The sequence below is a fragment of the Dolichospermum sp. UHCC 0406 genome, assembly GCF_009712025.1.
GTDB lineage: Bacteria > Cyanobacteriota > Cyanobacteriia > Cyanobacteriales > Nostocaceae > Dolichospermum > Dolichospermum lemmermannii.
In genome coordinates, this window is record NZ_VILA01000009.1 from 15,191 (window position 1) to 28,361 (window position 13,171).

Annotated in this window: 13 protein-coding genes, 1 tRNA gene and 1 pseudogene; 7 read left to right on the forward strand and 8 right to left on the reverse strand. The window is 38.9% G+C overall.

Annotated features, from left to right (window positions below; translation table 11 throughout):
- Nucleotides 1–4: 4 nt before the first annotated feature.
- Nucleotides 5–184 (forward strand): hypothetical protein, encoded by a 180-nt coding sequence (locus FJR09_RS24620; protein ID WP_041458080.1) that lies wholly within the window; start codon nt 5–7, stop codon nt 182–184.
- Between the two features lie 324 nt (nt 185–508).
- Here the strand turns inward: FJR09_RS24620 and FJR09_RS08485 are convergent.
- The 4 genes and pseudogenes from FJR09_RS08485 to FJR09_RS08500 form a co-directional block, all read right to left on the reverse strand.
- Nucleotides 509–709: pseudogene (locus FJR09_RS08485) on the reverse strand (transposase); the annotation flags it as partial.
- A complete protein-coding gene (locus tag FJR09_RS08490; protein WP_083881473.1) occupies nt 670–906 on the reverse strand; it encodes a hypothetical protein in 237 nt (78 codons plus the stop codon). The pseudogene FJR09_RS08485 and the gene FJR09_RS08490, both read right to left, overlap by 40 nt.
- A 69-nt stretch (nt 907–975) precedes the next feature.
- Nucleotides 976–3,402, reverse strand: coding sequence for a hypothetical protein (locus FJR09_RS08495; RefSeq protein ID WP_015080814.1), 2,427 nt, complete (start codon nt 3,400–3,402; stop codon nt 976–978).
- Nucleotides 3,403–3,852: 450 nt separating this feature from the next.
- A complete protein-coding gene (locus FJR09_RS08500; protein WP_158310538.1) occupies nt 3,853–4,020 on the reverse strand; it encodes a hypothetical protein in 168 nt (55 codons plus the stop codon).
- Between the two features lie 183 nt (nt 4,021–4,203).
- Here FJR09_RS08500 and FJR09_RS08505 point away from each other — a divergent pair.
- Nucleotides 4,204–4,275, forward strand: a tRNA-Lys gene (locus tag FJR09_RS08505).
- A gap of 137 nt (nt 4,276–4,412) precedes the next feature.
- On the opposite strand, the gene FJR09_RS08510 is transcribed toward FJR09_RS08505, so the two are convergent.
- Entirely contained in the window at nt 4,413–5,042 is a 630-nt protein-coding gene (locus FJR09_RS08510; protein WP_015080815.1) for a hypothetical protein, read from the reverse strand.
- A 201-nt stretch (nt 5,043–5,243) separates the two neighbouring features.
- On the opposite strand from FJR09_RS08510, the gene fbp reads away from it, so the two are divergent.
- Entirely contained in the window at nt 5,244–6,281 is a 1,038-nt protein-coding gene (gene fbp / locus FJR09_RS08515; RefSeq protein ID WP_015080816.1) for a class 1 fructose-bisphosphatase, read from the forward strand.
- Between the two features lie 342 nt (nt 6,282–6,623).
- A complete protein-coding gene (gene zwf / locus FJR09_RS08520) occupies nt 6,624–8,153 on the forward strand; it encodes a glucose-6-phosphate dehydrogenase (RefSeq protein ID WP_168632175.1) in 1,530 nt (509 codons plus the stop codon).
- 18 nt (nt 8,154–8,171) lie between these two features.
- On the opposite strand, the gene FJR09_RS08525 is transcribed toward zwf, so the two are convergent.
- A complete protein-coding gene (locus FJR09_RS08525) occupies nt 8,172–8,309 on the reverse strand; it encodes a hypothetical protein (protein ID WP_168654063.1) in 138 nt (45 codons plus the stop codon).
- Between the two features lie 10 nt (nt 8,310–8,319).
- Here FJR09_RS08525 and opcA point away from each other — a divergent pair, with 10 nt between their 5' ends.
- The gene (gene opcA / locus FJR09_RS08530) at nt 8,320–9,684 is read left to right on the forward strand and encodes a glucose-6-phosphate dehydrogenase assembly protein OpcA (RefSeq protein WP_168652847.1); all 1,365 of its coding nucleotides are present in this window, start codon (nt 8,320–8,322) and stop codon (nt 9,682–9,684) included.
- Between the two features lie 166 nt (nt 9,685–9,850).
- Here the strand turns inward: opcA and FJR09_RS08535 are convergent, their stop codons facing one another.
- Together FJR09_RS08535 and FJR09_RS24625 are read right to left on the reverse strand one after the other, a co-directional pair.
- On the reverse strand, nt 9,851–10,225 hold the full coding sequence (locus FJR09_RS08535; protein ID WP_015080819.1) for a hypothetical protein: 375 nt from the start codon (nt 10,223–10,225) through the stop codon (nt 9,851–9,853).
- A gap of 468 nt (nt 10,226–10,693) precedes the next feature.
- Complete coding sequence (locus FJR09_RS24625; protein WP_217361114.1) at nt 10,694–10,867, reverse strand: hypothetical protein; 174 nt, start codon at nt 10,865–10,867, stop codon at nt 10,694–10,696.
- A 34-nt stretch (nt 10,868–10,901) separates the two neighbouring features.
- On the opposite strand from FJR09_RS24625, the gene FJR09_RS08540 reads away from it, so the two are divergent.
- Nucleotides 10,902–12,119: a type IV pilus twitching motility protein PilT gene (locus tag FJR09_RS08540; RefSeq protein WP_168652848.1), complete on the forward strand. Its 1,218-nt coding sequence runs from the start codon at nt 10,902–10,904 to the stop codon at nt 12,117–12,119.
- Between the two features lie 35 nt (nt 12,120–12,154).
- Complete coding sequence (locus FJR09_RS08545; protein ID WP_015080821.1) at nt 12,155–12,925, forward strand: circadian clock KaiB family protein; 771 nt, start codon at nt 12,155–12,157, stop codon at nt 12,923–12,925.
- Nucleotides 12,926–13,171: the final 246 nt, after the last annotated feature.

Consider the following 13,171-nt stretch of genomic DNA (forward strand, 5'->3'; position numbering starts at 1 on the left):
TTAATTGTCAGAATCAGGATATCCAGGATTTGAGGATTTTCAGGATGTTATTTTTGGTGGGGAGTTGGTGATTTTTATTTGTCAGAATCAGGATATCCAGGATTTGAGAAATTCAGATACCCGAAAACTTTTAACAATCTTCTCATTTATCACATTAATTATCGCAGAAGCCAGGGATATTTAGGGCTTGCTGAAAAATTGGGAAAAGGCAAGAAAAAAGATGACTAAGTAATTAGGCAAAAGTAAATATAAGTTTTTGTTGTTTAAATTTTTGCAAAATATAACTTTTGCTAATCAAATTAGAGAAAAAAGACGTTATTTGCAAAAATTGCCATAAAAATCCCCGAAAAAACCTTGATAGCAAGGTAGAAAGATTCATAACTAAAAAAGTAATAGCAATACTAGTACAGCACGGCGTAAATAAACCAACCATTCTTAATCGTCAAAAAGCTTGCTCAATATTACTTTTGACTTTTGACTTTTGACTTTTGACTTTTGACTTCCACCTTGCGGTACTAGTCAGAGAGGTATGAGGAAGTTTAGCCATAACTCTACCCAAGCTAAATCTCCGTTTACCTTGCCCAAATTTGCCCTCAATACAGTTACGAATTCCTTCATCATCAGCGGCTTGTTTCTTTGTTTCTGAACTGACATTTTTGGGCGGTCTTCCTAATGGTAGACCACTAATTCTAATTCCTCTTTCTTGACAATTGCTGCATATTCTGATTCAAATTCAGACAAAGGTATCATTTTTGTCATGATTACCCACGGATTATCTAATGCCAATTTCTCCTCGAAAGGTAGTTGAAACTTTCCTGGTGCTGTTTCTTGTTCTTGCGCTTTTCTATACATTCTATTACGCTTTTGTGCAAGGGTTTTTACCCATTTTAACTCTTTTTCTTGCACCTTTTCATTTTCTATCCCCCCTCAAGTCATTGATTTGTCACGGTTCTATGTTTATTCAGCAAGCCCTAGTTAGGGTTTGCTGAATAAGTCTCTCAAATCCACATTTACTGAAGTCAACTCTTGGTTTAAGAGATAAAATCTACCTATAATACTAACAGAATTATAAAATCCATTTTTAGATTTTTTCAGCATTATTTTGGCATTTCTTTGATTATTTATCCCTTTAAGGATGAGAACACCAGCAAAATTAAAACTACCTGATGCAGTTAATTTACTGCTATTTACACTAGCAGTAATATTAGCAAAAGTATAACCTAAAAACTTGAGATTCCCGGAAATACTAGCAGAATTATTGATATTACCATGAGTTCCCTTGCCTAGATTAACTGTAGCACCGTTGAAAGCTAAAATGCCAAAGTTGAAATTACTTGTGGCTTGAAATCCACTCTCATTCAGACTAATTCCTAGTAATGTGAATTGTTTACCCAGGAGAGTAATATCACCTAAACCAAAAATCTTTTTATTCATTAAATCTACTTTAAACTTAGGAACATTTAGCTTGAGAACATTGGCTAAATTAAGAGCTACATCATTAATTAAAACGTCTTGAAGGTTAAATGATAACGTACCCTTACCTAAAGATTGATTAAAACCAATAATATTTGTTTTTCCGGTTGCGCTTTGATTCTTTAAATTAACTGTGAGATTAGGAATAGTCAAAGTTAAGAAACTTGCTAAATTCAGTTGAACGTTCTTCAGGTTAACACTATTGTGATTAACATCAAAGGTAATCCCTACCAGAGTATTACCCAAAATTGAAACCTTTCCTGAACCACTACCAGAACCAGATTTTATATCTATAGTTAGGTCATCAACATCAATACTCAATAAATTAGCTAAACTCAAGTCAAAGTTTTTAAAGGTAGCATTGCTAGAAGTAATTTTAAATTCAACATTTGCAATTTGATTATTAAACAACTCTACATAGCCATCTCCTTGAAAATACTGCTCGCTAGGTGTTACGTTTAAAGCTAAATCTAAGCTATCGTCATCTGTTCCCTTAATTTTGATAAATCCTAAATCTATTTCTAAAACTTTTAACGAACCACTAATATTATTTAAACTTTTGTCACCTTCAAGGAATAAGATTGCTTCATGACCCCAAGCATTGACTTTGCCATTAATTTCTAAACCTTCTGATATTGGTTGGCCTGCAATCATCGTCGGGAAGGGAACATACTTAATTAATGGGTTAATTTTTCCGTCTCTATCCCTATCAATTGATTCGATAGTCAAATTTACCAGACTTTCTAATAAACCTAGGGCTTTGTTAACTAAATCAATTGAGCAACCTACTTGTTTGGTAATAAAGGAACTGACTAGACCGCGCCACAAATCTATTAAACTAACGGCTTGATTAGGAGTTAAAACTAAAGCTAATCGCTCAGGATCATTAGTATCTATGAGGAATGCTACCTCAATATCTATTTTTTCCCATCTCAAATCACCAATGAAGCCAAAATTATCAAAGTAAGGAGGTAAATATGTTCCACCTCCTTGAAACCTGATATTGCGAAGTTCAGTTCCTACCAAACCATAGGGATTATGCCAGGATTTTTCACTTTGTTGACAGAAAGATGCTGTTAAAGATTCAGGTTCGAGAGAGAGAGAACCAGAGAGAAATAGTTTAGGTTCTTTTTCCTGGGTAGGGTCGTAACCTTGAAGAATTAAATTTCCAGTTAATCCAAAGTTTGGCTCTAAATCAGGATCAATTTTTAATTCCATGAGCAAGTTACTAAAATTAGCTTTAAATTGTTGGCGGGAAAATAGTTGCATATCACTTGCAATATTACCTGTTAAGCTAACTTGTCCTGTGGGATTGAAACTAATCATAGATTCCAAGTATGTAATCCCTAAATTTTTATGTAGAAAATTACTAAAGTTTTTAGGGAACTTTCTTAAATCAATATCTCCGATAAAGTTTAGTCCTCTGTTTAAATTAATATCACCTGATTTTGAATGTGCAAAAGCATGGGCAATGTTAGTGATAATTAACTCTGAATTGGCTAATTTTAGATTGTTGATAATAGGAATTTTATTTGTGAGTTTACTGAAACTAAAATCACTAGTTAATTGATATCTTAATGTGGTTTTTCGTCCAAAAATCAATTCAATTTTTCTGTTATTTAGGAATCCTCGACACCTAATTTCAATTTTATGATGATTTTTATAAAGTTTACATTTTGATGCGGATATTTTAATTTCAGGTTGGCTAAATATTTCAACAATAATTCTATCTAGGGCTACATTCATGTATGGGATTTTACTATGAATGTTAAAAATTTCGTCTAAATTTAATTGCAAATCATGATCTAAATCTAAATCTAAATAAACTTCTGAATTTGACGAGACTAAATCTATATTATCCAAAGATTCCAGTTTTAATTTGAGAGCCTTAGGTAAGGTAATTCCTGCTAGGTCAATGTTAGGAGACATAAGTAAATTGACGTAAATGTTTTGAAGTTTTGAAAGGGTAGACGGTGATCAACTTCTGCTGCTGACACAGCGATGGGAGGAGGTAAGCCGGATTTCTCACAAAGAAAAGAAAAAAAGGGGTCAAAAACTGCGAAAACGTATATGTAACAAGCATTTCAGTAATTATAAAATATGACCCCAGTCAGAACAGATTGTATACCAAAACAGTTCACTTGCAAACAAGAAAAACTCCCTCCAGTAGTAGTGAATTTCCAGGGTGGTAAAGTAACATCAGATGCAGGTCTAAGTTTAATTTATTAAAAAATGATAATTTCATACAAATTTTTTACTTAAATTAAGAGAATTTTATCTTATTTTTTCAAAATGAGAATTGCTGCATTTTAACTCTTTTTCTTGCACCTTTTTCACTTTCTATCCCCATCAAGTCATTTATTTGTCCCGGTTTTATGTTTATTCAGCAAGCCCTACGTATGTAGCAGATGCCCTGACTTCTCTTTTTAAACCTACCCCTTTAGGAGTCTGCTTCTGTATGCTTTTAATTAAAGCCAGTAAGCGTTCATAACCAATTAAATGATTATCCAGATTGATTGCCGTATCTGGGTTTGAACTTTCCCCCATTTTTCCCCCAAGTTAATTTTGAGGTGAGGGAAATCTGAGGGAAAAACTAGATCAGTTATGTTACTAGCTGCTTACAACTGCTAACAGTCAAACCACTTTTATCATGCAATTTCCGTTGTTGCCAGTTTTTTAGCTGCAACACTAGCGCAAAATTCAAAAGTCTGATATTATGAGTTAATGAACGGGTGAGTAGCTCAACGGTAGAGCAGTTGACTCTTAATCAATTGGTTGCGGGTTCGATTCCCTCCTCACCCATTAGAAGCAATGATAATAGTTTAAACCTGCCTGGTAATGATAGCGTAGCTTGGCATAAGCCATATTCCCAGTCTCATGACAAAAGCCGACTCAAGCCGGCTCAAAAATTGTTATTGTGTTTTGTCTATAAAATCAAATTAAGCCTCAACCGATACCATGCGTTTTTTAGCAAGATGGTTTCTGCGGAGTTTAGCAGCGCCAAAACAAACAGCTAATGATGCTGGTAGCGCAATAGGACTAGACTCAAAGGGAACAGGTGTCGCAGCAGTGAATTGTGTTGTAGTGTTGGTGTAATCGGCATAAGAGAAAGTACTCATATCAGTTAAATCGTTATAATAACTGTCATTCCCAGATGTTCCCAAAAATAAGAAGGTGTCAGCAGAATTGATAAACGAAGCATCAGCAAAAGTTATATTACCACTGGTAACGTTAAAAGCATTACCGTTACCAGTGGAAGAAAAATTATAACCAGAACCGACTCCTTTACCACCGGGACTAGATATAACCGTTGCTGTAATCCCTGTTCCAGAGTTATTACCTTCCACTAAACCGCTTAATGTTCCCTTAACTAACCCGTTAGTACCTCCAGGCCGTGTATCCTGAAACTGAAAATTGAAACTAATAGCATGAGCCGGGGCTGCACTTAGGAAAACAGAAGCCGCAAATCCGCTTACAGCAAGGGTTTTAGCGATTATGGGGGGGTAGAGATATTGATCTTGACCATGACTATCAAAAAAATATTTACACAACTTGGTACACAGTATCATTCTACGTGCTTAGTGTCAACTACTTTGAAGATTTATTATCTAGAGAAAAATACTGAAAAACACAGATTCTCGACTTCTTGAAGAAGTCGAGAATCTTCAAATTAAAAATTCAATTCTTTAGTTTATATAAAATCACATTTAAGTTATCAAATTCCCTTTCTAAGATAGAAGCAGGAACATGACCCCATAGCAGCGAACAACATGACACAAATATCAGAATCTTTAGATTTGTCCACAGATAAAGCTTTAGATCGTGATTGTACAACATTATCCCGTCACGTCCTCCAGCAATTACAAAGCTTTGGACCAAATGCCCAGGATTTAAGTGCGCTGATGAATCGTATCGCTTTAGCGGGTAAATTAGTTGCCCGTCGGTTGAGTCGCGCTGGTTTAATGGAAGGGGTGCTGGGATTTACTGGAGAAGTCAACGTCCAGGGAGAATCCGTCAAAAAGATGGATGTTTACGCCAATGAAGTATTTATTTCCGTGTTCAAGCAAAGCGGCTTAGTCTGTCGTCTCGCTTCCGAAGAAATGGAAAAACCCTACTACATCCCCGAAAACTGCCCCATTGGTCGTTATACTCTCCTTTATGACCCCATTGACGGCTCATCTAACACAGATAACAATCTCAGTTTAGGTTCTATCTTTGCCATTCGTCAGCAAGAAGGAGAAGATGCTGATGGTGAAGCCAAGGATCTACTTACAAATGGACGCAAGCAATTAGCAGCCGGATATATTCTCTATGGACCAAGCACTATGCTAGTTTATAGCATAGGTACAGGTGTACATTCATTCATTCTTGATCCTAGTTTGGGTGAGTTTATTCTCTGTCAAGAAAATATCAAAATGCCAGATCATGCCGCCACCTATAGCGTTAATGATGGTAACTTCTGGCAATGGGATGAATCTTTTAGAGAATATATCCGTTATGTTCATCGCACAGAAGGCTATAGTTCCCGTTACAGTGGGGCAATGGTGAGCGATATTCACAGAATATTATTACAGGGTGGGGTATTTCTCTATCCCGGCACACTACAAAAACCAGAAGGTAAATTACGTTTGCTGTATGAAACTGCTCCCCTAGCATTTTTAATTGAACAAGCTGGAGGTATAGCGACTACAGGAACAATGGATATTTTAGATGTAGTTCCCAGCAAATTGCACCAGCGGACACCATTAATTATTGGTAGTAAAGAAAATGTAGCCAAGGTCATGTCTTTTATCAAAACAGGTAATTAGATAAAACTCTAATTAATTAAAAAATCAAACCTCATGTTCCACATAGAACAAATAACAGAAAAACAGTCGGTTAAAACCGACTTTAGCTATAAGACAGGGAATAAATTCCCTGGATTCTGGATTCTAAATTCTGGATTCTAAATTCTGATTCTGTACTCTATGTACTTGCAATAACCTGTCTGTGTCCTTTCCGTGTGATTCATGAACTCTTTCAAAGGTCAAGTCAAGCTATTCTCACCTATAGAGGAGATTGCGGAATTTAAGAAAAGATCAGGAAGTAGAGATCTTTTTCTTCTTGCCCTTCACCTCTGGCAAAATCTAAAATCTAAAATCTAAAATCCTATGGTCAGTCTGCTAGAAAATCCATTGCGCGTCGGTCTACAGCAGCAAGGGATGCCCGAACCACAAATTATCGTCATCTTTGGTGCTTCTGGAGATCTAACCTGGCGTAAATTAGTACCAGCACTGTACAAATTGCGGAGAGAAAGACGTATTCCCGCAGAAACCACCATTGTGGGCGTAGCGCGTCGGGAATGGAGTCACGAATACTTCCGCGAGCAAATGCAAAAAGGCATGGCAGAAGCTCACGCTAATGTGGAATTAGGTGAACTTTGGCAAGACTTTTCCCAAGGTTTATTTTACTGTCCTGGGAATATAGATGACCCCGCAGGATACCAAAAACTGAAAACCCTATTAGCTGAACTAGACGAGAAACGAGGAACAAGAGGAAACCGGATGTTTTACCTCTCTGTTGCCCCTAATTTCTTCCCTGAAGCTATTAAGCAACTAGGGTTAGCAGGAATGCTAGAAGACCCCGAAAAACAGCGGTTAGTCATTGAAAAACCCTTTGGTCGTGATTTAGCTTCCGCTCAAAATCTCAACCAAGTAGTACAAAAGGTTTGTAAAGAAAACCAAGTTTATCGTCTTGACCACTACTTAGGGAAAGAAACGGTGCAAAACTTGCTGGTTTTCCGCTTTGCTAATGCCATTTTTGAACCTTTGTGGAATCGGCAATTTGTAGATCATGTACAAATTACTGTCGCCGAAACCGTGGGAGTAGAAGACCGGGCGGGTTATTATGAAAGTGCGGGCGCGTTGCGAGATATGCTGCAAAATCACCTCATGCAGCTTTACTGTTTAACGGCCATGGAAGCACCTAACTCTATGGATGCTGACAGTATCCGCACGGAAAAAGTTAAAGTATTACAAGCGACTCGTTTAGCTGATGTTAATAATTTGTCAAAATCAGCAATTCGTGGACAATACAGCGCGGGTTGGATGAAAGGTCAACAGGTGGCAGGGTATCGAACTGAACCAGGTGTTAATCCTGAATCTACTACCCCTACTTACGTAGCCATGAAGTTCATGGTAGATAACTGGCGTTGGCAAGGTGTTCCTTTTTACCTACGAACTGGTAAGCGGATGCCGAAAAAAGTCAGTGAAATTGCGATTCATTTCCGCGAAGTTCCTTCGAGAATGTTCCCCTCTGCGGCTCAACAAACAAACGCCAACGTTTTGGCCATGCGAATACAACCCAATGAAGGTATTTCCCTCCGGTTTGATGTGAAAATGCCCGGTGGTGATTTCCGTACCCGTGCCGTAGATATGGATTTTAGCTACGGCTCTCTAGGTATTTCTGCTACTTCCGATGCCTACGATCGTCTCTTCCTTGATTGTATGATGGGCGACCAAACTTTGTTTACACGGGCGGACGAAGTAGAAGCGGCTTGGCAAGTAGTTACACCTGCCTTGTCTGTATGGGATTTACCAGCCAATCCTGCGAATATTCCTCAGTATGAAGCCGGTACTTGGGAACCAGAAGAAGCAGAATTACTAATCAACCAAGACGGTCGCCGCTGGCGCAGACTTTAATTAGTCCTTGGTCATTGGTCAGTAGCAAAACAACGAACAACTGACAACGAACAACTGTACGGGCGAAGCATTTGGAGAACTATTTTTGGCAATGACCGATAATTTATCTTCCAAATGCTTCGCCCCTACTGACAACTGACAACGAACAACTGACACAAGATTAACTATGGTTTCTACAATTTTTTCTTTGCAAGCGCCCAAGGATGTTTCCCTCACAGAAATTGAGGTAGAACTTAATCAAGTTTGGCAAAGTTACGGTCTTCAGGGGGAAGATGGTACTTTACCCGCTGCTACCCGCGCCACAACATTTACTTTAGTAGTTTATGAACCGGAAGAAACTCAGTATTTGTTAACTGCAACCGGCTTTTACAAGGGTCCAGTTGACGGTATTCTCGGACCACAAACAAAAACAGCTTTGCAGGAAGTCCAGAAAAAGCACCACCTTCCAGAAACTGGTACTGCTACACCAGAAACTCTGACGGCTTTACGGGCTGAATATTTCCAAAAGCAGCGCACTGGACCAAATGGAGATAATCATGGTGCAGCTATGGGGTATACTTTTAGTCCTACCAGTCCCACGATTGCTGACGAAATTGCTACCCGTAACCCTTGCCGAATTATTGCTTTATGTCCCATTGCCGGCGATGATGAAGGGGTAAAAGCCCAAGTTTCTGCCTATTGTCCCATTCAAAAGCAATCTTCCAGCACTCTTATCTGTTGTGAGTACATTACCCTTACTGGTACTGTTGCAGCTTTAGAACGGATTGGGGGCATGATTCCCGCTTTGTTAATTGGTGGTTTGCCTAAGTTCCTCTGGTGGAAAGCTACACCAGATGCTGGCAATACTTTGTTTAGGCGTTTAGCGTCTGTTTGCAATAATGTCATTGTTGACTCCTGCAACTTTAATACACCAGAAGATGATTTACTCAGCTTGCAGAAGTTAGTAGAATCTGGTATACCTTTGGCTGATTTGAATTGGCGGCGGTTGTCAGCATGGCAGGAGTTAACAGCACAAGCTTATGATGCGCCTAATCGTCGCGCTGCTCTTAGAGAAATTGATCGTGTCAATATTGATTATGAAAAAGGCAATGCTGCTCAAGCCTTATTGTATTTGGGTTGGTTAGCTAATCGCTTAGAATGGCAGCCAGTTTCCTATAAACAGGAAAACGGTGATTATGATATCACCTCGATTCAGTTCCTGTCTCAAGACCAAAAACACATAGAAGCTGAGTTAGCAGGTGTTCCCATTGCTGATATGGGGGAAATTATCGGTGATTTAATTGGTTTGCGTTTGAGTTCTACTAATATTCAAGCTAATTGCGGAACTGTGATTTGTTCGGAAACTGGCGGTTGTATGCGAATGGAAACTCATGGAGGCGCTCAGTCGTCTGGGTTGTTCCAACAAGTAACTTCTCTTTCTGAACAAAAAGCCGAAGCGTTGTTAAGTCAACAAGTACAACGCTGGGGACGTGAGGCTTTATTTGAAGACAGTTTAACTGCAATTGGCAACACTATTAAGTTAGGCAAGTAGTTAATGGGTAATGGGTTAGTTGTCAGTTGTCAGTTGTCAGTGGAAAATATTTTCCCCATGCCCTCTGCTTCTGCCCTCTGCTTCTGCCCTGTTCCCTGTTTTAAATATTAAAAAACCCGGATAAACCGGGCAGATGTACTGTTTGTCGAGTGTTAGCCAATGATAATTATTGGTTAATTTCACAAGTTAAAGGACAAGCTGCATAAACAGTGGTTTGGGCTTTTTCAGCTTTACCATGCAACCAACTTAACCATTTTATTTGCGTAGGATGAATACCTTTAGCTGTTAGCACTCCAGCAGCAATTAATACTGCCATAACATTAAACATTACTAAACCACCTGCCACAATTAACACGGCACTAGCGGGCATCACAGATTGTAAAACAATGGACAATAGACAGCCAACCGTAGCCATCAATACAACCAATGGAAAGCCGACGACTAACAAGCACACTGCCAATGTAAATGTCCAGATTAAAAAGCTTTTCATCATTAATAAGGAGTCGGTCTGAACTAGATTAGAGCTTTGAGCAGAAACCATGACTTTTCCTCCTAATACACAGCAAGTTTAAATTTCAGTTGTTTATCACTCGAAAGCGAATTAACTGATTTTGTTTCAGTGAAATTTAGTATATAAAACCTTAGCTCCAAAATGAGCATTTCTTTACTAAAGTTTACAGTTGATTTTTTCTACTTATGAATAAGAATTCACATATACCCACAGGTAGGGAAGAGAGTTTTGGTCTATGCCTTGAGAAATATAGACTAAGGATAGATGAGAAGCAGATATTGATCCCCGCAATCTGATTACCCAGATGCTTAACATTTCTTATAAAAAACGATATCATTTCTCATAATTTATCAAAAAGTGATCAAAACAGATTGTAGATGATGGGTAATTCTTAATTTCTTTCACTTTGCCCCGCCTCTTTATCCTTAATTACTCCGTATTATTAGTTGCTAATATATTACGTAAATCCTATGAAAGACCAAGGATAATCAGTATGTGTTAAAAAATATGTATATTGGTGAATAACCCACTAAGAAGACTGCATAACAGAGGCAGGGGAAGCAGGAAGCAGGAAGCAGGAAGCAGGGGACAGGGAACAGAAGGAAAATATTTTCCACTGACAACTGACAACTGACAACTAACAACTGACAACTGACAACTGACAACTAACAACTGACCAATTAAAAAAAGTGAAGATAGAAGATATATGACAGAATCACAAACATTCAGAATACCGCCACCCTTGCCAAAAGTAAAAATACAGCATCAGTCGGCAAATTTAGAAATGAATGCACCAGCGCCGTCAATAATTACTCTGCCACCACCAATATATTCTTATGACAATGCGCCCACGGATGAACCTTTAGAACGGACATTGGTACAGCTTATCCAGGAAGCATTTGATGAAGGTTACTCTGATGTTCACTTGGGAGTAGGAGAAATACCCCGCTTCCGCAACCGGGGCGAAATTCTGACCACAAGTTACCCCGAAACTGATAAACCGACTTTTATGAATTGGTTGCGGGAGATTCTCTCTGATTCTGAAATTCAAAGGTTTCAAGAACATTTAGAATTTGATGGTGCAACTCAGTACGATTTTGCCCGTGTGCGGATTAATGTGTTTGATTCCCTGCGCGGTTATGCCATGGTACTGCGGTTAATTCCTCTCAAAATTCTATCTATGGAGCAGTTGCGCTTACCACCAGTGTTTAGAGATATTTGTCACCATCACAAGGGTTTAGTTTTGGTGACAGGTCCTACTGGTTCAGGTAAATCCACGACAATGGCAGCAATGGTTGATTATATTAATCGGGAGATGGCTAAACATATTATTACGATTGAGGACCCGGTAGAATTTGTCCACCAAAGTCGTAAGTCTTTAGTTAAACAGCGGCAAGTGGGAATGCACACCCGCAAATTTGATAATGCTTTAAAAGCAGCTTTGCGGGAAGATCCAGATTTAATTCTGGTGGGGGAAATGCGGGATAAGGAAACTGTAAATACGGCACTAAAAGCGGCGCAAACAGGTCAATTGGTGATGGGAACTCTGCACACTAATAGTGCGGTAAAAACTATTGAACGGATTCTCAATTTGTATTCGGGTGAAGAACAGGAAGCTATGCGGATAGCGCTTGCGGAATCTTTAGTAGCTGTAATTGCTCAAGGTTTATGCCGCACTACAGATGGTAATCGGGCGGCTTTCCACGATATTCTCATTAATACTGAGGCTGTTAAGGAATGGGTGAAGAATGGCAAGTATGATGAGATTGCGGACTTGATGAAACAAGCCAGTTTTGATGGCATGGTGACAATGAATCAGTCATTACTCAACCTTTACCAAGAAGGCCGGATTACTGAAGAAACAGCTTTGGAAATGTCGGCAACTCCTAACGAAATGGCGCAATTCCTCCGAGGTCGTGTTTAATTAACAACTGACAACTGACCCTGGACAACTGACCAATGACTAAGTTGAATTTAGACAAACTATCTAAACCCCAGTTGTTCAAGGGTATTGCCTTGTTTACGCCTGGTGGGGATTTGATTTATTGTATTGACCCTAGTAAGCAAGGAAGATGGCATTTACATTTATGTGCGGCTTTGCAGGAAATTCTCGACTTACCAGAGCCGCCACATTTTTTAGTACCTTGTTATACTGCAACCATTGATCACTGGTTAAATCCTCGGACTCAAAAAGTACAAATTTTTGCGGAGGCTTATCCAGCAGTAATGCGTCATCAAGCTGTGCTGAATGCGATTTTTGGGACGGGAGATTTGGTTTGGCAATCAGCACCTTGGCAAGATGGTTTGTGCGATCGCTTGGTATTATCAACTTATCGCTCTACATTTCCTCAACTTTGGCAAGATCATGATTTAATTGTGCGTTTGGATTTGGCTGATTCTCCCTCACAGTACCAGCAACCAGTCATTAATACACAACCAGTGCTACAAAAGATCCCAGGTCCCCCAGGCTTTGTTTTGCGCTTGTTTGTGGCTGGTCATAGTGCGACTACAGAAAAAATTTTACAAAACCTGCACGAATCCTTAGAGCGCTCGCTAGGATATCCTTATACTCTCAAAGTTATTGATGTTCTCACCAATCCAGAACAGGCAGAAATTGATCAAGTTTCTGCTACTCCTACTTTAGTTAAGGTTTGGCCTCATCCAATTCGGCGCATGGTTGGTAATTTACATAATGCGGACAAACTCCTACAAATGTTAGCGGGACAATAGACAACTGATGATAAAGAATGTATGGACTCTACAAGGATTTTAGGACTGGAATTAGCTGTAAAAAATCCTGTTAATCCTGATTCTGACAATTTTATCAAAAATTTACATAAATTCCGCTAAATTACTGAGAAGTCAGGATTACACTTAGAACCACTCATGAAGCAGCAATCATCAAGGTTGTGGCTAATTTTATTCATCTTATATCAATCTGATAACAGCTTTACAAGCAGAGATCAGATGATAAAT